At 55.7% G+C, this 19,395-nt stretch carries 23 protein-coding genes and 1 riboswitch; of the genes, 3 read left to right on the top strand and 20 right to left on the bottom strand.

Annotated features, from left to right (window positions below):
• Position 1 precedes the first annotated feature (1 nt).
• The 7 genes from flgH to lfgB all read right to left on the bottom strand — a co-directional run bounded on the left by flgH (position 2) and on the right by lfgB (position 5,019).
• Positions 2 to 673, bottom strand: a complete 672-nt coding sequence (gene flgH / locus AB5Z05_RS01140) for a flagellar basal body L-ring protein FlgH (protein WP_040068881.1) — start codon at positions 671 to 673, stop codon at positions 2 to 4.
• Positions 673 to 1,458: a lateral flagellar basal-body rod protein LfgG gene (gene lfgG / locus AB5Z05_RS01135; protein ID WP_005336212.1), complete on the bottom strand. Its 786-nt coding sequence runs from the start codon at positions 1,456 to 1,458 to the stop codon at positions 673 to 675. Before lfgG ends, flgH begins: the two co-directional genes overlap by 1 nt.
• 78 nt (positions 1,459 to 1,536) lie before the next feature.
• Positions 1,537 to 2,271, bottom strand: coding sequence for a lateral flagellar basal-body rod protein LfgF (gene lfgF, locus AB5Z05_RS01130; RefSeq protein ID WP_368149911.1), 735 nt, complete (start codon positions 2,269 to 2,271; stop codon positions 1,537 to 1,539).
• Between the two features lie 9 nt (positions 2,272 to 2,280).
• Positions 2,281 to 3,471 carry a lateral flagellar hook protein FlgEL gene (flgEL, locus tag AB5Z05_RS01125; protein ID WP_368149910.1) on the bottom strand — a complete coding sequence of 397 codons (1,191 nt, stop codon included), beginning with the start codon at positions 3,469 to 3,471 and terminating at the stop codon, positions 2,281 to 2,283.
• Between the two features lie 18 nt (positions 3,472 to 3,489).
• Positions 3,490 to 4,197 carry a flagellar hook assembly protein FlgD gene (locus AB5Z05_RS01120; RefSeq protein WP_368149909.1) on the bottom strand — a complete coding sequence of 236 codons (708 nt, stop codon included), beginning with the start codon at positions 4,195 to 4,197 and terminating at the stop codon, positions 3,490 to 3,492.
• Positions 4,198 to 4,201: 4 nt separating this feature from the next.
• Positions 4,202 to 4,627: a lateral flagellar basal body rod protein FlgCL gene (gene flgCL / locus AB5Z05_RS01115; protein ID WP_019444815.1), complete on the bottom strand. Its 426-nt coding sequence runs from the start codon at positions 4,625 to 4,627 to the stop codon at positions 4,202 to 4,204.
• Between the two features lie 2 nt (positions 4,628 to 4,629).
• On the bottom strand, positions 4,630 to 5,019 hold the full coding sequence (gene lfgB / locus AB5Z05_RS01110) for a lateral flagellar basal body rod protein LfgB (RefSeq protein ID WP_019444816.1): 390 nt from the start codon (positions 5,017 to 5,019) through the stop codon (positions 4,630 to 4,632).
• 212 nt (positions 5,020 to 5,231) lie between these two features.
• On the opposite strand from lfgB, the gene flgA reads away from it, so the two are divergent.
• From flgA to AB5Z05_RS01095, 3 genes are all read left to right on the top strand, one after another.
• A complete protein-coding gene (flgA, locus tag AB5Z05_RS01105) occupies positions 5,232 to 5,870 on the top strand; it encodes a flagellar basal body P-ring formation chaperone FlgA (RefSeq protein WP_368149908.1) in 639 nt (212 codons plus the stop codon).
• A gap of 76 nt (positions 5,871 to 5,946) precedes the next feature.
• Positions 5,947 to 6,222, top strand: coding sequence for a flagellar biosynthesis anti-sigma factor FlgM (flgM, locus tag AB5Z05_RS01100; RefSeq protein WP_236341175.1), 276 nt, complete (start codon positions 5,947 to 5,949; stop codon positions 6,220 to 6,222).
• The gene (locus tag AB5Z05_RS01095) at positions 6,219 to 6,662 is read left to right on the top strand and encodes a flagellar protein FlgN (RefSeq protein WP_021231854.1); all 444 of its coding nucleotides are present in this window, start codon (positions 6,219 to 6,221) and stop codon (positions 6,660 to 6,662) included. Before flgM ends, AB5Z05_RS01095 begins: the two co-directional genes overlap by 4 nt.
• A 9-nt stretch (positions 6,663 to 6,671) precedes the next feature.
• Here AB5Z05_RS01095 and lfiJ read toward each other — a convergent pair whose 3' ends face one another.
• From lfiJ to lfiN, 13 genes are all read right to left on the bottom strand, one after another.
• A complete protein-coding gene (lfiJ, locus tag AB5Z05_RS01090; RefSeq protein WP_019444820.1) occupies positions 6,672 to 7,085 on the bottom strand; it encodes a lateral flagellar protein LfiJ in 414 nt (137 codons plus the stop codon).
• A 9-nt stretch (positions 7,086 to 7,094) separates the two neighbouring features.
• On the bottom strand, positions 7,095 to 8,426 hold the full coding sequence (gene lfiI, locus AB5Z05_RS01085) for a lateral flagellar FliI-like assembly ATPase LfiI (protein ID WP_368149907.1): 1,332 nt from the start codon (positions 8,424 to 8,426) through the stop codon (positions 7,095 to 7,097).
• Positions 8,419 to 9,111, bottom strand: coding sequence for a lateral flagellar assembly protein FliH (lfiH, locus tag AB5Z05_RS01080; protein ID WP_118854511.1), 693 nt, complete (start codon positions 9,109 to 9,111; stop codon positions 8,419 to 8,421). The genes lfiI and lfiH overlap by 8 nt, the downstream gene beginning before the upstream one ends.
• A 12-nt stretch (positions 9,112 to 9,123) precedes the next feature.
• A complete protein-coding gene (gene fliGL, locus AB5Z05_RS01075) occupies positions 9,124 to 10,152 on the bottom strand; it encodes a lateral flagellar motor switch protein FliGL (protein ID WP_005336238.1) in 1,029 nt (342 codons plus the stop codon).
• A complete protein-coding gene (gene fliFL / locus AB5Z05_RS01070) occupies positions 10,139 to 11,887 on the bottom strand; it encodes a lateral flagellar M-ring protein FliFL (RefSeq protein WP_279460514.1) in 1,749 nt (582 codons plus the stop codon). The genes fliGL and fliFL overlap by 14 nt, the downstream gene beginning before the upstream one ends.
• 17 nt (positions 11,888 to 11,904) lie before the next feature.
• Entirely contained in the window at positions 11,905 to 12,231 is a 327-nt protein-coding gene (gene lfiE / locus AB5Z05_RS01065) for a lateral flagellar hook-basal body complex protein LfiE (RefSeq protein ID WP_005336241.1), read from the bottom strand.
• Positions 12,232 to 12,234: 3 nt separating this feature from the next.
• Positions 12,235 to 13,620 (bottom strand): lateral flagellar response regulator transcription factor LafK, encoded by a 1,386-nt coding sequence (gene lafK, locus AB5Z05_RS01060; RefSeq protein ID WP_160881735.1) that lies wholly within the window; start codon positions 13,618 to 13,620, stop codon positions 12,235 to 12,237.
• Positions 13,621 to 13,758: 138 nt separating this feature from the next.
• Positions 13,759 to 13,846, bottom strand: a riboswitch (cyclic di-GMP riboswitch).
• A gap of 174 nt (positions 13,847 to 14,020) precedes the next feature.
• Entirely contained in the window at positions 14,021 to 16,096 is a 2,076-nt protein-coding gene (gene lfhA / locus AB5Z05_RS01055; protein ID WP_127006228.1) for a lateral flagellar biosynthesis protein LfhA, read from the bottom strand.
• 3 nt (positions 16,097 to 16,099) lie between these two features.
• Complete coding sequence (flhB, locus tag AB5Z05_RS01050; protein ID WP_368149906.1) at positions 16,100 to 17,236, bottom strand: flagellar biosynthesis protein FlhB; 1,137 nt, start codon at positions 17,234 to 17,236, stop codon at positions 16,100 to 16,102.
• Positions 17,233 to 18,015: a lateral flagellar biosynthetic protein LfiR gene (gene lfiR / locus AB5Z05_RS01045; RefSeq protein ID WP_368149905.1), complete on the bottom strand. Its 783-nt coding sequence runs from the start codon at positions 18,013 to 18,015 to the stop codon at positions 17,233 to 17,235. The genes flhB and lfiR overlap by 4 nt, the downstream gene beginning before the upstream one ends.
• Positions 18,012 to 18,281 carry a flagellar biosynthesis protein FliQ gene (fliQ, locus tag AB5Z05_RS01040; protein ID WP_005336246.1) on the bottom strand — a complete coding sequence of 90 codons (270 nt, stop codon included), beginning with the start codon at positions 18,279 to 18,281 and terminating at the stop codon, positions 18,012 to 18,014. The genes lfiR and fliQ overlap by 4 nt, the downstream gene beginning before the upstream one ends.
• 1 nt (position 18,282) lies before the next feature.
• Complete coding sequence (gene fliP, locus AB5Z05_RS01035; protein ID WP_005336248.1) at positions 18,283 to 19,017, bottom strand: flagellar type III secretion system pore protein FliP; 735 nt, start codon at positions 19,015 to 19,017, stop codon at positions 18,283 to 18,285.
• Complete coding sequence (gene lfiN, locus AB5Z05_RS01030; protein WP_019444828.1) at positions 19,017 to 19,394, bottom strand: lateral flagellar motor switch protein LfiN; 378 nt, start codon at positions 19,392 to 19,394, stop codon at positions 19,017 to 19,019. The genes fliP and lfiN overlap by 1 nt, the downstream gene beginning before the upstream one ends.
• Position 19,395: the final 1 nt, after the last annotated feature.

Genomic DNA, 19,395 nt, shown 5'->3' with positions numbered 1-19,395 from the left:
CTCAAAATGGCGCAAACGCCGAGCTAAAGAAGCGGCCCAGCCACCCCATCTGGTTACTGTCGGCGAGGGCACCACGACCGGCATAGGTGATGCGGGCATCGGCAATGCGCTGGGAGGAGATACGGTTACTCTGGTCAATATCTTCAACCCGAACCATGCCGCCCAAGCGGATATATTCATCCCCCTGATTGAGGCGGATCCACTTTTCACCGCGGATCCCCAGCACACCGTTGGGCATCACCTCCGCGACCGTCACAGTGATGGAACCTGCCAGGGTATTTTGCTGACTGGAGGTCGCTCCGCCATCAAAATCCCGATCCGCACTGAGGGCGGCCCCCCAGTCGGGGCGCAGTTTACCGCCAATAGAGGGGGCCGGCACATTCATGCTGCTGTTTTTGCTCATGCTGGTATTGGCTTTCTTGCTCGACTGGGTACGCTCTTCCAGCACCACGGTGAGAATGTCACCAACCCGGTAAGCACGCCGATCCTGAAACAGGGTCATCATGTAGTTGCCCCGATAGAGGCCACCATCTTCGCCCTGCGCAGTCGCGGTCACCTTGGGACGGGATGGTGCCCATTTCTCGTCACCCGGCTCGGGTGCCTGCAGCTCATAGGTGGCACAGCCGCCCAGCAACAATACCAACCAGATATAACGCAGCATCGACTTCATCATTACAGTGCCTGAGTGACAAACTTGAGCATCTGGTCGGCGGAAGAGACCACCTTGGCATTCATCTCGTAAGCCCGCTGGGTCGTGATCATATCGACCATCTCCTCGACCACGTTTACGTTGGAGCTCTCCAGCGTGAATTGCTTGACGGCCCCCATCGCCTCTTCACCCGGTACACCTTCAATGGGCTCACCGGACGCGCCGGTTGCACGGTAGAGGTTGCCACCGAGCGCTTCCAGACCGGCCGGGTTGGCGAAATTGGTCAGGGTTATGCGGCCCAGCTCGACGTTCTCTTGCTGACCGGGCAACGAGGCGCTGACAGTGCCGTCGGTACCAATGGAGATCTTGGTAGCGTTATCGGGGATCTGGATCTGCGGTACCATGGGCAAACCATCGGCGTTAACCAGTTGCCCCTCGGCATTGCGATGCCATTGGCCATTGCGGGTATAGGCCGTCTCGCCATCCGGGCGCTCGACCCCGAAGAAACCGGCACCGACCACCGCCATATCCAGCTCCTGATTGGTGTTCTGGAACTGGCCGGAGGTGAAGACCTTCTGGGTACCCACCACCCGCACACCATTACCCATTTGAATACCGATAGGCGCTAGATTCTGCTGATCTTGCTGAGCACCCGGCTGGCGCTGCACCTGATAAAAGAGATCTTCAAACGCTACTCGATCGCGCTTGAAGCCGACCGTGTTCACGTTAGCCAGGTTGTTGGAGATACTGGACATCTTGGCATCTTGTGCCGACAGACCTGTTTTACTGACCCATAATGCTGCGTGCATTGTTATTCCACCTTGTTCATCAAGCCTCATCCACTGGGATGTGGCAAGGCATCGGGTATCTGCCCGATGCCGTCAAAATCAACCCTGACCGGAAATCAATTTGGCCCCTTGACGAGCCTGATCATCCGCCGCTTTCATCAACTTGACCTGCAGTTCGAAATTGCGGGTCAATGACATACTGCTGACCAGCTCATCCACGGCATTGACGTTGGCCCCTTCCAGAAAACCGGATGCCATCACCACCTGGTCACTGACCTCTGCATCCTCTCCCTGACGCCTCCGGAACAGACCGTCATGACCTTTGACCAATTCGGCTGGCTCTGGATTGACCAGTTTCAGACGCCCCACATCGAGCCGGGCGCCACCACCCGGCGGAGTGATACTCAGGGTGCCATCCTTGCCGAAACTGATGTCACGATAAGCGGGCAGCACCAGCTCGCCCCCCTCCCCCAGCACCGGCCGACCATTGAGGGTCAACAGCCCGTCGGCATCGGCCTCCAGATTACCAGCGCGGGTATAAGCCTCTTTGCCATCAGGCGTCTGCACCGCCAGAAAACCCTCGCCACGAATCGCCACATCCAGCTTGCGACCGGTCTGCATCAGAGGGCCAGCTTTGAAGTTGGTCCCGGCCATCTCTTCTCTGGCCATCACTCGGCTCTGGTAACCATCGCCCGTCAGGGCATAAGCCGAAACCCGCTCAAAGTCAGCCCGAAAACCGGCGGTATTGACGTTGGCCAGGTTATTGGCCCGGATTTGCTGGGCCATCAGGGTATGTTGCGCCCCGGACATGGCGGTGTAGATAAGCTTTTCCACGGGTTACCCTTAGAAGGAGTTGAACAGAACCTGGGTCATCTTGTCAGCGGAACTGATGGTCTTGGCGTTGGCCTGATAGTTACGCTGGGAAGTCATCAGGCTTACCAGTTCACCGGTCAGATCCACGTTGGAGCTCTCATAGGCCCCGGCGGTCAGCTTGCCCATGGTGCCGGTTCCCGGCGCCCCCAGTACCGGCTGGCCGGAACTGAACGACTGTTGCCAGGTGGTGTTGTTGGTCTGCAGCAGACCATTGGGATTGGTGAAGTTCGCCATCACGACCTGCCCCTGCAACAGGCTCTGACCGTTGGTAAAGGTGGCATAGACACCACCATCGGCATCAACCCGCACACCGGTCAGGTCACCTGCGGTATAACCATTGGACTGGTTGCGGGTAGCGTTGAAGTCAGAGGCATACTGGCTCACCTTGCTGATATCCACTGCCAGCGTGATATCTACAGCCCCTGGCGCATTAAGGGTCAACTTGGGCATTTTTTCAGCAGCAGGCGCATTCAATGTGCCGTTTTTGGTGAATTCCAGATCCGTTTTTGCAGCCAGATCACTACCATCGAGGGTGTAATGTACTGTCCACTTGTTCTCATCGGTCTTGACAAAATACTGGGTCAGGCTGTGCTCACTGCCGAGGGAGTCGTACACCTTGCTGGTCTGGGAGTAGTTATAGGTTTCCGAATTATCTTTGTTGAACACCTGGGTAATCTTGCTGGCATCCGCTTTTAGGTTCGCCACAAACTCCAGCTTGTCGGATGCCTTGGCTGGCAGGCTGCCCGCCTTGACCTGAATATCCCCGACCACACCAGATTGCAGTTTGCCCGCGTCATCCGTGGTATAACCCTGCAGACGGGTACCACTCGCCGTGGTCAGGTAGTTACCGCTATCACGCTGGAACATGCCAGCTCTGGTGTAGGAGGTTTGTCCGCTGCCATCTTTCAGCACGAAGAAACCACTGCCAGAAATCGCCAGATCCAACCCGCGCCCGGTGCGCATCACATCACCGTTGCGATCAAAGTTCTGGGAGACGTTGTTCATCTCGACACCGCCAGCCTGACCACCACCATAGATGGCAGCAAACTCGGCACGGCTGGATTTGAAGCCCGCGGTGCTGGCGTTAGCAACGTTGTTACTGATAACGCTCAATTCCTGGTTTACGGCGCGCAGGCCGCTCAATCCGATACTGAAAGACACTGTGTCGCTCCTATCTAATTACGCTGATTTGCCGAACTGGATTGCACTGAACAGCGGGACATCGCCCACACCGGCAACCTGCAGCATGATTTCTCCCGTACCGGGCAAAGCAACACGTTCTACCTTGCTCGCTACATAATTTTTGGTCGCCACCAAGGTCTTGCCCGCCGAGGCCTTGACCTCAAAGTGGTACTCTCCGGCAGGAAGGGGGGGCAGTTCATAATCCAGCCCGCCCGCCTTGCTCTCACCCCAACTCTTGCTGGCCACCAGCACGCCGTGCTGGTCATACACTTTGAGATCCACTTGCTCCGCCGCACCTTGCAGCTCGATTTGACCGCGGACCTTGTGCTCTTGCTGTTGTTTAAGGGTTTTGCTCGGCACCATGACCTCTTTGTCGACCAAAGCGGTACTCTGCAACACCTGCTGGGTATCCATCTTGGTGTTGCTCTGTAGCTGAAGCTTCTTCAGTCCTTCGACGCCCTCTACCATGCTGAACTGGGCCAGCTGGGCAACATACTGGGCTCCATCAAGTGGGTTGGTGGGATCCTGGTTCTGGATCTGCGCCACCATCATCTGCAGGAATTCGTTACGCAGTTGCATCCCGCTATTCTGATTGGCTTGCGTTTCCTGAGCAGCACCGGCGCCATTGCTGACGATCTTGGGGTCAGCAACAGCCTGACCCGTACCACGCGCCGTATCCAGACTGCTTATCTGTGGCAGACTCATGGGCTTAGGCTCCCTGACCAAGACGCAGCAAACCTTGCTGCATACTGTTGATCCGGTTGATCACCTCCACCGAGGTTTCAAAACCGCGAGAGGCGCTCATCATGTCAGCCATCTCTTCCACCACGTTGACGTTGGAGTAGTAGACAAAGCCATCCTGATCGGCCATCGGGTTGGTCGGCTCCAGCCGTTTCTCTACCTGACGGTCGGACTGCACGATACCCGCCACTTGCACCGATGCAGCGCCGAGGCCATCGGCATCCTGAATCTTCTGATAGAGAGTGGAAAAAACCGGCTTGATGGCTCGAAACGCGGCGTCTTCACTGGCGGCCGCGCTATCCACGTTGGCCAGGTTGGAGGCAACGGTATCCAGCCGCACGGTCTGGGCGCGCATGGCACTGCCGGCGATGTCATAAATCTTGTTGAACGACATGGTTAACGGCCCTCGATCGCCTTGGCGATCCCGGTAATCTTCATATTGAGGAAAGTGAGACTGGTCTGAAAATCGGTGGCGTTGTTGGCAAATTTGCCCTGCTCAACCCCCAATTCGGCGGTATTGCCATCCATGGAGACCTGATAAGGAATGCGATAGAGGGGGTGACGCATATCGTCACGCATGGCGCCCTGGCTGATGGCCTGACTCTCCTCGCCCGCAGCAACTTGCTGCGCGACACGGCCCAGAATCGTCTTATAATCGACATCCCGAGCCAGATAGCCCGGTGTATCCACGTTGGCCAGATTTCCCGCCAGAATACGTGCCCGCTCCGCCCTGACATCGAGGGCATAAGGGTGTACGCCGAGGGCGCTGTCAAATGAGATACTCATGCTTCATCCTTTATCGTTCACTCAGACCGGGGTTACCCTTATCAAGACTCATGCCAACCATGAAGATACCTAGTTTCAAGCGGTTACCATGCACCATCCGCCGCAAGCAGATGAGAAATGAGGAAGTGCGACTTCCCGTGTGGAAATGGAGTGGCATCCTCTGGCTACTGCTGAGCGCATTCGCGGACGGTGCCCCGCAGGTGCAAAGCACCATGCTTGAACAGTTGCTTGAACAAGATGCCCGCCAGAGTCTTGATGACTACATCACCCAGCAGGGATGGCCTGTAACCACAGGAGAATTTCGAGTCTGGCTTGCCCCTTCCGCCGAGCACCTTCCTCCCTGTCCCTCACAGTCACTCTCGTTACAAGCAGGTGGCCAGTATCGGCAACCCTGGGGACGACGCCCCTATCTCATCGAATGCACAGATCCCGCCTGGCAAGTGCGCGGGCGGGTAGAGGTCTCGCTACTGTTGCCGGTCTGGGTTGCTGCACGGGATATCGCAAAAGGTCAGGGCATCAGCGCCAGCGATCTGGTGGAGAAAGAGTTGGATGTCAGCCGCATACAGCGCGGGTTCACCCCGAGTAATCACTCCCTGCTGGGCCATAAAAGCAACCGGCATCTGAGAAGCGGGCAACTCATCGGTGAGCTGGACTTACAAAAAAGTTGGGCGGTCAAACAGGGGGAAGGGGTACTAATTCGTGCAGGGAAAGGTGAGTTCTCCGCCACAACCAGAGGGGAGGCCCTCGATAATGGCGGAATAGGCGAGGGGATCAGAGTGAAAAATCTTAGCTCTGGCAAGCAGATACAGGCATGGGTGACTGATATAGGGGAAGTTGAAACCCGTTTTTGAACCAAGATCGCAATTTGATTCAAGTTCGACAAGCCTTGGGTCGCTTGTCATAAACAGACCATCAGGAATTTATGTTATGAAAATTACCCGTACTGACTCGCTCTATATTCAAAACCAGTCTGGCCGCAAACCGGATGTGACGGCCAAACCGGAAACCAAATCTTCACAGTCATCCGAAGCCCGGATCAGCAGCACAGCGCAGTCAGTAGCCAACGCCCGCAGCCAGCTGGCCACCACATCCGACGTCGACATGGACAAGGTCAACGAGATCCGCAAAGCCATCAGTGAAGGCAAACTGGAGATCGATCTGGATGCGCTGGGTCAGGCCATTCTGGATATGCATCGCCGATGAGCGTGGATACCAAGGCCACCGTCAAGGCATTGATCCTCGGGATCCAGCAGGATAACGGCCACTACACCGAGCTTACAGCCTTGTTGCTGCGCCAACATGCACTGCTGGCAAGCCATGATGTCGATGGCCTGCAAGTCCATAACGAGCAGCAGACAGCGCTGATGGCCAAGGTGACACAACAGGCAAAGTTACGCTGCCAGCAGCTGCAGACATTGGGCCTCAAACCCGATGAGAAGGGGATGGCCACCCTGATAGCCAAGCTGCCACTTCCCCTGCGCACCACGGTAACCAATCAATGGCAACAGCTTGAACAGCTGCTGCACCAGTGTCTGCGCCAGAATGATCTCAATGGCCGCCTGCTGGCAGGCCAGATGGAGACGATTCATTCGCTGTTGGGACAAGAGTCAGGTTATCGCGACCCGGACAGCATCACAGATTAACCTTCCGTCTTACTCTTTGCGGGTCAGGTGACGCAAACTCGCCAGCTCATCCAGCTGCAGTTGATCCCGCCTCTCCTGCTGCTGGCGAGCAACATCATCACGTCTTGCCAGCAATAGCTCCAGCCCCTTGACCCGCCCGAACTGCCGGACAAGTTCCCCTTCGTGGCGCTCCAGATCCAGTCTGGCCAGCGCAGATTGCTGCACCTGATGGGAGAGCAAGCGGCGCAACTGGCCATCCATCTGTTGCTTGTTTTGCCATAGCAAAGGGTGAAACTTGTCGGAACCGGGCCGCAGCGAGGAGATCACTTCCTGCAATTTGTGTGCTCGCTGCTCTTCCCGCAACGCCAGCTCCCGCAAACGCTGACGCTCAGCACCAAGATTTTCCAGCTCTTCCTGTTGCAACCCCAGATAAGACTTCAGCATAACGAATCCTTATCCCTGCCCCAGCACCTGCTTGAGACCAACCATCACCTGTTCAAAGGCCATCTCTTCATGCAAGCCTTGCTGCAGGAATGCGGCAATCCCCGGATAACGCTGAACAGCCTCATCCATCTGCGGATCGGCCCCGGGTTGATAACCGCCCAGTGGCAGCAGTTCACGCACCTGCTGATAGCGTCCCCACAGCTGGCGCAAGGTGACCGCCAGCTTTTGCCATTCGGCAGGCACGACTTGTGGCATAACCCGACTGACCGAGGCACCGATATCGATGGCTGGATAGTGGCCCTCTTCCGCAAGACGGCGGGTCAGCACGATATGACCATCGAGAATGGCGCGCGCCGCATCGACCACCGGATCCTGTTGGTCATCCCCTTCCGCCAGCACGGTGTAGAACGCACTCAAACTGCCATCCGGATGCGTGCCGTTACCGGCTCGCTCCACCAGCTGGGTCAGCATGCTGAATACCGAGGGTGGATAACCCCTGGTGGCAGGAGGTTCACCGATGGCCAGCGCGATTTCCCGCTGCGCCTGGGCATAGCGAGTCAGTGAATCCATCAGCAGCAGCACATCCTGCCCCTGCTCACGGAAATACTCGGCAATCCGGTGGCATAGCTGGGCCGCTCGCAGCCGCATCAGGGGAGATTGATCCGCTGGCGCCGCAATGACCACGGCGCGAGCCAGACCATCGGCCCCCAGACTGTGTTCGATGAATTCGCGCACTTCACGGCCCCGCTCACCAATCAGCCCCACCACCACAATCTGGGCTGCAGTATTGCGGGTCATCATGCCCAGCAACATACTCTTGCCGACCCCCGAGCCGGCGAACAGCCCCAAGCGCTGGCCCTTGCCAACCGTCAGCAGGCCATTGATGGCGCGGATACCGACATCCAGCGGTTCACGTACCGGAGTTCGCAATAGCGGATTGGGGGGAAGAGCAAACAGGGGGACACTGTCACCAACATCGGGTAACGGCTGCCCGTCGAGGGGCTGCAGCAGGCCATCGAGTACCCGCCCCAGCAGATGACAACCAAGCCGAACGGTTTCCTCCCCATCGATCGGTTCGACCTGAGCTCCCGCGAAGAGGCCACTCATCGGCTGCAGCGGCATCAGGTAAGAGATATCCCGGTTAAAACCGACCACCTCGGCCAGCAAGGGGGCGCCACTTGCCGTGCTGACACGACAACGCTGCCCCATCACCAGTTGGCAGCCGACTACCTCGAGAGTCAAGCCGGTCACTCGCACCAACCGGCCAAAACGACGAAACACGGGCAGTTCATCAAGATTATCCAGCGCACTGGTCAGTGCCTGCTGCAAGGCTTCATGCATCTTGCGGCACGTCCAGCGAGCTGTTGAGCTGTTCGATGCAGGTTGCCAGACGGGAGCTGGTGCTTACCTCGACGACGGCAGCGCGCGTTTCGATACGGGCATCGCCTACCCCAAGTGCTGCATCAACTTGTAATGGCCACCCTTCGCAGCGAGTCACCCCCTGCTCGGCGAGTCGCTGTCGATCTCCCTCGTTGAGGTAGATCACCAGCTCTTCCGACCCACTCGGCAAGGTAGCCAGCGCCTGCTCGACCTGATTCATCACCTGCTGCGGATTGAGGGTGAACTCGGCCATGATGACCCGCTTGGCCACCTGCGCCACCAGCTGGGCAATCAGCTCTTTCTGCTCGGCCATTCGGGCCCGGCTCAGTGACTCCCACTGCTCTTGCAGCTTGGCAAATGGCACCATTGCCTGTTCGAAGGCAGCGCGTCCCTCCGAAAGGCCCTGAGCAAACCCGCGAGTTTGCCCTTGTTGCAAACCGGTGCTCTCGCCTTCCTGCAGGCCGCTAGTCAGCCCTTGCTGATAGCCGGCCTGATAACCTTCGTCATGACCTTGCTCCAGCCCCTGCTGATAGCCGAATTCAAACTGTTCTTGCTGACTCCGGGCCTCTTCCCCACTCTGACCGAGCGCAGGGAAACGATACAGACGGGTCGCCCCAGGCATCAATTTGCGCACATTGTGACTCATGAATGCCTCCTGTTAACTGACGGTGGGCTCTTCGAACAGCTGGAACTCGATCTCGCCCTGCTCCACCAACTCGCGGACCAGTTGCATGACCTCTTCCCTTGCCTGCTCGACCTTGCGCAAAGAGACACTGCCCTGGTTCTGGATCTGATCGTCCAGCGCCTGAGCCATCCGCTTCGGCATGGCACCCAACACCACCTTGCGGAAGCTGGTTTCTGTGTTCTTGAGAGCCAATGCCAGCAATTCGCTGGGCAGCTCCTGCACCAACCGTTGCAAGGTGTCGTCGCTCTGACGGCGCAACGCCATGAAATCGAACATGTTCTTCTCAATTTCAAGCGCCATGTCACCATCGTGTTCCCGCAACAGGGAGAGCATCTGCTCCTTGTCACCCTGATAACGGTTGAGAATATCGGCTACCTGCCGCACCCCGTTTACCTTGGCACCAGATTGATCCGCCACGTAGGTGAGACAGCGATCCAGTGTCAGCCTGAGTTCGCCCAGCACATGTTCACTGACACTGCTGAGACTGGCGACGCGCACCAGCAAATCGTCATGCACCGAGCCGGGCAAGGCATCAAGCACGGCGGACGCAGTCTGGGGCGGCAGGAAGGCCAGCAGCACAGCCTGCATCTGGGGATGCTCGTTGCGGAAGAAACGTGCAAGCACATCGGCAGGTACCCACTGCAGACGCTGGATATCCTGGCTCATCACATCGCCGTACAGACTGTCGAGCAGACTACGGGAGAGTCGTTGCCCCAAAGCAAGATCGAGCGTCTGTTCCAGATACTCCCGTGAAGCGCTGCCAATTCCGCTCTGCTCACGGTAGTGATTGAAGAACTGCTGCAACGTCCACTTTGCCTCCATCGAACTGACGCCAGAGAGAGAGGCCATCTTGGAAATCAAACGCTGCACCTCGTCGCGGGAGAGCTTTTGCATCACCTTGGCCGCAGATTCGGTCCCCATGCTCAGCAACAAGATGGCGGCCTTCTCAAGGTTGTCGATATCGATATCGACGGCACTCTGATTCAAGTTAACGCTGTTCATTGCCACTCACCCATGCTCTGACAACCTCCGCCACCCGGGCGGTATCTTTTTCAACCAGCAACTGCAAATGCTTGAGCTGAACCTCCAGCTCGGATCCAGGTTCCGGCAACGACTCCATATCGAGTGACGAGAACTGGGGCTCCATCTTGTTGTCAGTACGGATCAGACTATTTGAAAGAGCAGACGTCAGCTGGGGATCATCGTCATCCCTGCGCATGGACAATCCGACTGTGGGCTCCAGCTCTTCTTCCGTCTCACCCATTTCCATATCCGGCTGCTGTTGGGTGCGAACCAGATGTTTCACCAACGGACGAATACCGAAGAAGACCAGTGTCAGGCCAAGCAAACCTCCGACCAGATAGCGCAAGGAGTCTTGCCAGTAGGGGGTCTCCCACCAACTGGATTCGGGAGCGGCTACTTGTACTGCACCATTGAAATCGAAGGCCTGCAGACTAATCTGATCGCCACGCGTCTCATCGAAACCGACAGCACGCTCTACCATCTGACGGATCTGTTCCAGCTGCTCGGCACTCCAGCCACCTTTCGGTGCAATCTGCTGGTTAAGCAGAATTGATACGTTAATTCGTTCCAGACGTCCCTGCTGGTAACGGGTGTGTACTATGGTGCGACTGTTTTCGTACTGCTTGCTGACTTCCTGACGCTCGGTACGAGTGTCGTTCTGTTGTGTAGCGGTATTGGCATTTGCATTGCTTTTGTCAGCACCAGCCTTTTCATCTTTTGCCGCCGTTTCAGGCGGGCGGTTGGATAACGCCCCCGGGATCCCCATCGCCAGCGCATCGATGGTCTTGTCTGACTTGTTGGACTCGCGAGTCACCACACCTTGCGGATCAAGCTGCTGCTGGGTCTCTTCAACAGCGTTGAAGTTAACGTCTGCCGCAATCTGCACCTTGAAATTGGTGCTGCCGAGCATGGGATAGAGCATGTCATTGGCACGCTGACGAATGTATTGTTCCAGCTTGCGGACATACTCCATCTGTTGAACGCTCTGCTTGCCAAAACCGACCTTGTCCCCCAGCTCTGCGCTGAGCAACTGGCCGGATTGATCAACCACAGTGACGGCACCGGGCTTCATTCCGGAGATACTACCTGCTACCAGGTTGGCAATCGCCTCGACCTGACCCGCTTCGATGGATTGGCCCGGTTGCATATCGAGCATTACCGATGCGCTGGGTTTCTCCTCATCGCGCCCCACGAACAACGTGCGTTTCGGAATAGCCAGATGAACGCGGGCACTGCGCACGGCATCGAGGGCTATGATGGTACGGGCCAGCTCCCCTTCCAGGGCATGACGATAACGCGCCCCTTCCATAAATTCGCTGGTACCCAATCCGGTTACGTTGTCCAGCCCTTCCAGACCAGACGGCATGGCTGCACGCACCCCTCGTGCAGCAAGCGCCATCCGGACATGAGCCAGCTGGTTTTCAGGAACCAGTACCTGACCGGTGCTCTTTTCCAGACGGAAAGGCACCTGCTCTTTCTCCAGCATCTCCATGATGTTGGCGGTATCGTATAGCTCCTGTTTGCCATACAGGGGTACATAGTTTTTGCTGGAGGTCCACAGGATAACGACTATGGTGCCTGCCACAATGGCAGCCAGCAGAGCAATGGTCAGGATCGATTTGTTGTCACGGGAGAGGGTACGCCAGTTGCGTAATCCCTCTTGTAGCCTGATTTTGAGCGAATCAGGGGCTGCCCCCTGAGGAGACGTTACCAGTTCAGTCATCTGTTACCTCAGAGCGGCATGCGCATAATGTCGTCAAAACCGGTCATCAGCTTGTTGCGAACCTGCATCAAGGCTGAAAAACTCAAGCCGGCTTTTTGACTCGCCACCATGGCGCCCACCAGATCATCGCTCTGCCCAGCATCGACCGATGCCATTAATTTTGACGCGACATTCTGCTGTTCATTGACACGCCCGACCACATCCCGCATGGCATCGGTAAATGATGCTCCCGACAGATCATTGGATTCGATAGAAGGGGTCTGGCTTGCGACACGCTGCATCTCCTGCATCTGCTGCAGTAGTGTCACTTGTGATGACATCATCTGAATCTTCACTCTTTATCCCTCTGCTTGAATCTGCTGTTCAATATCAATGCCTTGCTCACGCATCGCCGCAAGCTTGTAGCGCAGTGCCCGGGTTGTCATGCCCAGTGCATCGGCTGTGCGGGTACGATGGCCACGAAAGCGGCGCAAGGTCTCTAATACAAATTGGAACTCGGCATGCCGCCGGGTTTCACTCAACCCCTCGGGAGCATGCCACGTGTCTGCTGCGACTGTTTCTTCGGGAAGAATACAATTTGGCAACATCAAATCGACGGACTGTATATGCAAACCACGCGCCATTATTAATGACCGTTGAATGACATTATCCAGCTCTCGTACATTTCCTGGCCATTCATATGACAGCAACAACTGACAGGCACGTTCACTCAGGCGATAGCCCTGTTGGGATGCATAACGCTCAATAAAGTAGTTGGCCAGCGGAATAATATCCTCAGGACGTTCACGTAATGCAGGCCAATTCATTGGCAATACATCAAGACGATAGAAAAGGTCTTCACGAAATAGCCCACATGCAACCAGTTTGCGCAGATCTTTATTGCTGGCGGCAATGATTCGAACATCAAGAGCAATCGTTTGATTGCTGCCAAGTCGCTCAACTTCTTTTTCTTGCAGCACCCGTAATAATTTAGCCTGCAGGTTCAAAGGAAGCTCTGATATTTCATCCAGCAACAGGGTTCCCCCCTGAGCCAACTCAAATTTTCCGGGCTGGGCAGAAACAGCACCGGTAAATGCACCTTTATTGTGGCCAAAAAGAATTGACTCAAGCATTGCCTCAGGAATTGCTGCACAATTAATCGCCAGAAATGGTTTTTCCGCTCTGGCAGACATTTCGTGAATATAACGGGCCAACCGTTCTTTACCGGTTCCTGACTCACCACCGATCAGAATGGTGGCAGAGGTTTTGGCTGCTCGTCGGGCCAGTTGCAAGACCTGCAGGCTCATGGGCGACACAGCGATAAGATTGGGGATCGCCTGACGAAGGCGTAGAGCACCACGGACAACATCGAGCAATTGCTGGGGGCAGAAGGGCTTGATAATATAGTCAACAGCCCCGGCACACATAGCTTCCGCAGCAATGGTGGCCTGGCGCTCATTGACCATGATGACACAATCAAGTCCTTCGAACTCACGCAGAATACGCGGCCCGAGCTCGGTCATAGCATCCATATCGAGCAGGATCAAATTGACATTACCATCAGCAATAATGCCCTTTGATTGTTTAACAGAATTAACGCTTGATACCCTGATGCCTTCCTTTGATAGGACTTTTTCAACCTCATTTTCGGAAACTATTAGCGGCTGAATCAATAATATATGTGGTTCAGCCAAGCTATCGCCACATAACCCGATGATTTTATTTATTGATAATCCCGAAGACATAGACGTCTGACACCTGTGATTGTGGATAGAACAATCAATAGAACTGAAGTATCAGGCACAAAGGAGCAATACAAGATCATACTGGAAAAAACAGCATACCCAATATCTATATGGTAACAATTTTGTATCCAAATTCACCTTGGTAACCCCGCTGTCATTAGCTTTCCTGCTGTTAGACCGGAGGCTTTGCGTCCTGACTTTTCAGTTCAGTTTGCCCTTACAATGTGATAACACACCCGACCTGATGGTCTAAGCGTGTAGCAACACAATTAATATTGTTTTTGTTATTTAACTTTCACACATTGCTGCGTCAATTTTCGCCACATCATATAGTATTCATACGGCAATTCAAGCTGGGGCGGAAAAAACACTTCCCTTCAGGATATTTATCCAACAGTAATTAACCAAGTGTACCAATTACCTCCACCCGTAACTCTTCGGGGATTTCGTTATATGAGAGAACTTTGAGACCCTTTGCAAATGATCGAGCATAACGAGCTATCAACGGCCTTAGCTGCGGCATGACGACCAGAACCGGTGCATGTCCCAACTGCTGCAACTGCTCCTTCACCAACGGCATATTTTGCTGCAATTGGGCCAGCAGTTGCGGATCGACAGGGAAGCTGTCCAGCTGGATTTTGCCCTGCTGTTGTGACTGATTCATTGCAGCCAGCAATGTCTGCTCAAGGCGATCATCCAGCGTAAACGTAGCCAGCACATCGCGATTACCAATGGCCTGCCGCACAATCTGGCGCTTCAAGGCACAGCGCACATCAGATGCCAGCAAGACAGGGTCTTTGGTCAGCTCGCTCGCATCCAGCAGCGTCGTGGCAACGGTTCGTATATCGGTAAGACTGACCTGTTCCTTTAGCAATTGACGAAAAACTCTCAATTGCTGCATCTGGGTCAGCGCCAGATTGAGCTCTTCAGCCAACCGGGGGGACTGACTGGCAAGGTATTGGCCCAGCTTGCCAACTTCATCGTGACCAAACAACGCATCAAGTTGTTCACGCAACAGCTTGCTGGCGTGAGTGGCAATCACGGTGGCCGAATCCACCACCGAGTAACCAAGATTAAGGGCCTTGGCCTTTTGCTCAGGGGAGATCCAGACCGCACTCATGCCGTAGGCCGGGTCCTGGGTCAGCTCGCCATCGAGCGCACCATAAGTCTCACCACTGCTGATGGCCATCAAGCGCTGGCAATCCACATTCCCCATCGCCAACGCGACACCGGACAACTTGATCCGGTACTGATCAGGCTGCAGTTGCAGATTGTCGCGCACCCGGATCTCGGGGAGCAGAAAACCATATTGTTCGGATAGGGTTTTGCGTATCCCGCGCACTCGGGCAAGCAGTTCAGCCCCTTTATCCGTTTCAGCCAAAGGCACCAGACGATAACCAAGCTCGATGGCGACCGTATCGACTGGTGGCAAATCCTGCCACTCCAGTGCCTGCTGTTCAGGCTGAATCATTTGACGAGTCAGCTCTTGCGCAGCATCCAAATCCGGCACATTGACGGCTCGTTTGCTGACACTCCAGCCAGTCCAGGCCAGTACAGCTGCGAAACTGAGGAATGCGAGCATCGGCATCCCGGGCACCAGACCCAGGATCAGCATGATGGTTGCGGAGGTATAGATAACGCGAGGTGATGCCAGGATCTGCTGACCGACCTGATCAGCCATCTCCCCTTCATCGCTGACCCGGGTCACGATAATGGCCGCAGCAGTCGACATCAGCAGGGACGGGATCTGGGCAACCAGACCATCACCAATGGTCAGCAGCGCATAACGCTGGAAAGCTTCGGCAACGGGCAAGGCATGCTGGAAGATACCGATGGCCAACCCACCCACCAGGTTGATGATCAGCACCAACATGCCAGCTATCGCGTCACCACGAACGAACTTGGAAGCACCATCCATTGCACCATAGAAGTCTGCTTCTCGTGCGATCTCCTCACGGCGAGCCCTGGCCTGATGCTGATCCATGGTGCCGGCATTCAAGTCGGCATCGATGGCCATCTGCTTGCCGGGCATAGCATCCAGAGTGAAGCGGGCGGATACTTCCGAAATCCGCTCACCACCCTTGGTGATCACCACAAAGTTGATGATCATCAGGATCACGAAGACCACCAGACCGACGACATAGTTGCCACCGATCACGACTTCACCGAATGCCTGGATGACCTTACCGGCTGCTTCATGCCCTTCGTGACCGTGCAGCAACACCACCCGGGTAGAGGCCACGTTCAGCGACAGTCGCATCAAGGTGGCCACCAGCAACACGGTTGGGAATACCGAGAAATCGAGTGGTCTGCGGGCCGAGACGGATACCAGCAACACCAGAACCGCCAACACGATGTTGAAGGTAAAGAGCGCATCCAGCAGCCAACCGGGCAGAGGCAGGATCATCATGGCCAGAATGGCCAATAACATCAGCGGAATTGCGGTATAGGATTGGGTGAATACACGCCAGTTCACAACTTACCTCTCAGGTTGACGTAACTCGGGCGGTACATATAACGGGGCAAGAGGGGTCGGTTTCCTCCCCTTGCCTGCCTCATACGCCCTTAACTGCAATACATGGTTCAATACATAGGCAACTGCCGTGTACAGCCCTGCGGGGACTTCCTGATCCACCTTGGTCGAGTGATAGATGGCTCGCGTCAACTCGGGCAAGCTCATCACCATTTTGTCATGCTGCTTGGCAACCTGACGGATCCGCTCGGCCATACTGTCGACCCCTTTGGCAATCACGAAAGGGGCATTGGCACGAGTCGCATCATATTTTATGGCCACCGCATAATGGGTCGGGTTAACGATAATCACATCTGCCTGCGGTACCCGCTGCTCAATACGCGCACGAGCAAGCATTCCCTGTACCTGGCGGATTTTGGCCTTGATCTCGGGACGCCCTTCGCTGTTCTTGTGCTCATCCTTGACCTCTTGTTTGGTCATCCTGAGTTGCTTGTTAAGCGACCAGCGCTGATAGGGCACATCCAGCACGGCAATCAGCATCTGTACGCTCCCCAGCAGAATAAATGCCTGGGAGAGGATCCGTAGCGCCTGTTCGAGGGCCGCCTGAGGGGGCATCCGGTTCATCATCAACAAGGAAGGCCATTGATGATTTAACATCAACGCCAGCGTGCCGCCGATCAGCGTCACCTTGAGCAGTGACTTCAGCAACTCCATCAGGCTGTTCTTGGAGAACATCCGCCCCAACCCCTTCAAAGGGTTCATCTTCTCGCCACTGGGTAGCAGCTTTTTCCAGGTCAGCGCCATACCGCCCGGCACTATGCCGAGCAACACCAGCATCAGGGCCAGAAAGCCAAACAGGGGCAGCAGCACCCACAGCATGTTTATGAGCGCTTCACCCAACCAATGGATCATCATCTGCGGGTCACGGGCACCTTGCCAGTCAAAACGCTGCGGACGCTTCATCAACTCGGCAAAGAACTGGCCAAACCCCGGCACCATCCACTGCATCACCAACCCGCCAAGCAGCAGCAAACCGGCAGAACTGAGCTCTTTTGAGCGGGCGATCTGCCCCTCATCTCTCGCTTTCTGGCGTTTCTGGCTGGAGGCCTCTTCGGTTTTGTCATGTCCGCTGTTCTGACTCATGCCGGGGTCAAGCCTCGCAGCTGTTCAAGCACATGGGTAACCAAATCCAGATAACGGGAGGGCACACCACTGATGGAGAGCGCCATGGTGAGCAACCCGAGCAACAGGGTCATGGGAAAACCGAGAGAGAAGATATTGAGCGAAGGGGCGGTCCGGTTCATCACCCCGAAGGTCAGGTTAACCATCAACATGGCGACAACGGCTGGCAACGTCAGCAACAGGGCGGCACCGATAGACCAGCCAAACAACCCGATCACACCTTTCATATCGATCAGATCCAGAGATGAACCCGGCGGCCAGCTACGCAGGCTCTGCACCAGAATATCCAGTACCACCAGGTGGCCATTCAGCCCCAGAAAGAGCAATGCGCAAAACACCATCATGACCTGACTGATGATGGGGGCTGAATCCCCGTTGACCGGATCATTCATCACCGCCATCGCGAGCCCCATCTGCATGGAGAGGATCTGCCCCGCAGTGGTCATCACCATATAGAGCAGCTGGACACACAGACCAAACAACAAACCAAACAGCAGCTGCTCGACCGCTAGGACCAGCGAACCGGCACTGAAAGGATCGACAACCGGCATATCCTTCATCATGGGGGCCAGCAGCAGGCTGATAATAAACGCCAGCATCAGGCGAACTTGCGCAGGCACCCGGGTATCCCCAAAGACCGGCATCACCCAGAATGCCATACCGATCCGGATAAACGGCCACCACCACTGTCCCAACCATGCGGTCAGGTCAGCAGCACTGAGGGACAGCAGCGAATTCATCCGATAAACCCGGGGATTTTAAGAAAAAGATCCTGGAACAAGGTGGTTATCTGCGACAACAGCCAGTTACCCGTAAAGATAAGGGTCATCAGAGTCACGATAAAACGGGGAAGAAAACTGAGCGTCTGCTCCTGGATCTGGGTCGCCGCCTGAAAAATACTGACCACCAGTCCCACAATCAGGCCCGGTACAATCAGCACCGAGACCATGGTCACCACCAGATTGACCGCGCCACCAACCAGGGCAACGCTCTGCTCAGGGGTCATATCAGCCTCCCCCACCAAAGCTGGCAGCCAAAGTGCCGACGGTCATCGACCAACCATCGACCAGCACAAACACCATCAGTTTGAAGGGTAACGAGATGATCAGCGGTGAGAGCATCATCATCCCCATCGCCATCAAGACGCTGGCGACCACCAAATCGATCACCAGAAAGGGGATAAACAGCATAAAGCCAATCTGAAATGCGGTATTCAACTCACTCAATACAAACGCAGGCAACAGTACCCCGAAAGGCACATCCTCTTTGGCGACCGTAGTTGGTTCGCCAGAGATGCGCAGCATCTGCTCCAGGTCCGGTTCACGGGTCTGGGCCAGCATGAATTTGCGCAGGGGTTTTTCTGCCTTGGCGATCCCCTCTGACAGGGTTATTTCATTCTGGTCATAAGGGACAAAGGCATTCTGATACATGTCCGTCCAGACCGGACGCATAATCACCACAGTCAGGATGAGGCTGATGCCGATCAGCACCCGGTTGGGAGGGCTCTGCTGCAAGCCAAGTGCCTGTCTCAATATGGCCAGTACGATGATGATCCGGGTAAAACTGGTCATCATCAGCAACAAGGTCGGGAGCAGACCCAGCAGGGTCATGAAGAAGAGGATCTGTAACTTGATGTTGTAGTCCTCGCCCCCTGAAGCGCCTGGCGATACCGAGAACAGGGTCATGTCCGCCCCCCAGCCGGGCAGCGAAAATAACAGCAGCGTCAGCAGCAGATAGCGCATCAGTCGTCCATGCCGCCCAGCAGGTTGGTATCGATGACATCAACCAGGCGCAGACCATATTTGCCATTCACGACGACGACTTCGCCCTTGGCAAGCAGACGGCCATTCACCCGCACATCCAGCGGTTCACCCGCCAGTTTGTCCAGCTCAATGACAGCCCCCTCCTCGACGCGCATCAAATCGCCGAGCGGCACTTCGGTACTGGCCACTTCCAGCGTCACCTTGACGGGGATCTGGCGAAAGAAGGAGAGATCCCGCTGTTTGCTACTACTGGTGGGGGCCAAGTAGTCTGCAGCGCTAGGCATGCTGATGTCGTCACCAAACAGTTGATCCAGTCCATCCAGATCCAGCGGATCATTCATATTGTGCTCGCTCATG

Origin of the sequence: Aeromonas sp. R2-4 (assembly GCF_040908365.1) — a bacterium.
Classification (GTDB): Bacteria; Pseudomonadota; Gammaproteobacteria; order Enterobacterales; family Aeromonadaceae; genus Aeromonas; species Aeromonas veronii.
Note: the sequence above shows the minus strand (reverse complement) of the source record. Positions and strands in the feature narration are given on the sequence as shown.

Excerpts from the sequence above, each read along its gene's own strand:
- flgH (WP_040068881.1), bottom strand. The coding sequence starts at position 673 with ATGATGAAGTCGATGCTGCGTTATATCTGGTTGGTATTGTTGCTGGGC.
- lfgG (WP_005336212.1), bottom strand. The coding sequence starts at position 1,458 with ATGCACGCAGCATTATGGGTCAGTAAAACAGGTCTGTCGGCACAAGAT.
- AB5Z05_RS01120 (WP_368149909.1), bottom strand. The coding sequence starts at position 4,197 with ATGAGTCTGCCACAGATAAGCAGTCTGGATACGGCGCGTGGTACGGGT.
- flgCL (WP_019444815.1), bottom strand. The coding sequence starts at position 4,627 with ATGTCGTTCAACAAGATTTATGACATCGCCGGCAGTGCCATGCGCGCC.
- lfgB (WP_019444816.1), bottom strand. The coding sequence starts at position 5,019 with ATGAGTATCTCATTTGACAGCGCCCTCGGCGTACACCCTTATGCCCTC.
- flgA (WP_368149908.1), top strand. The coding sequence starts at position 5,232 with ATGCTTGAACAGTTGCTTGAACAAGATGCCCGCCAGAGTCTTGATGAC.
- flgM (WP_236341175.1), top strand. The coding sequence starts at position 5,947 with ATGAAAATTACCCGTACTGACTCGCTCTATATTCAAAACCAGTCTGGC.
- AB5Z05_RS01095 (WP_021231854.1), top strand. The coding sequence starts at position 6,219 with ATGAGCGTGGATACCAAGGCCACCGTCAAGGCATTGATCCTCGGGATC.
- lfiJ (WP_019444820.1), bottom strand. The coding sequence starts at position 7,085 with ATGCTGAAGTCTTATCTGGGGTTGCAACAGGAAGAGCTGGAAAATCTT.
- lfiI (WP_368149907.1), bottom strand. The coding sequence starts at position 8,426 with ATGCATGAAGCCTTGCAGCAGGCACTGACCAGTGCGCTGGATAATCTT.
- lfiH (WP_118854511.1), bottom strand. The coding sequence starts at position 9,111 with ATGAGTCACAATGTGCGCAAATTGATGCCTGGGGCGACCCGTCTGTAT.
- fliGL (WP_005336238.1), bottom strand. The coding sequence starts at position 10,152 with ATGAACAGCGTTAACTTGAATCAGAGTGCCGTCGATATCGATATCGAC.
- lafK (WP_160881735.1), bottom strand. The coding sequence starts at position 13,620 with ATGTCTTCGGGATTATCAATAAATAAAATCATCGGGTTATGTGGCGAT.
- flhB (WP_368149906.1), bottom strand. The coding sequence starts at position 17,236 with ATGAGTCAGAACAGCGGACATGACAAAACCGAAGAGGCCTCCAGCCAG.
- lfiR (WP_368149905.1), bottom strand. The coding sequence starts at position 18,015 with ATGAATTCGCTGCTGTCCCTCAGTGCTGCTGACCTGACCGCATGGTTG.
- fliQ (WP_005336246.1), bottom strand. The coding sequence starts at position 18,281 with ATGACCCCTGAGCAGAGCGTTGCCCTGGTTGGTGGCGCGGTCAATCTG.
- fliP (WP_005336248.1), bottom strand. The coding sequence starts at position 19,017 with ATGCGCTATCTGCTGCTGACGCTGCTGTTATTTTCGCTGCCCGGCTGG.
- lfiN (WP_019444828.1), bottom strand. The coding sequence starts at position 19,394 with ATGAGCGAGCACAATATGAATGATCCGCTGGATCTGGATGGACTGGAT.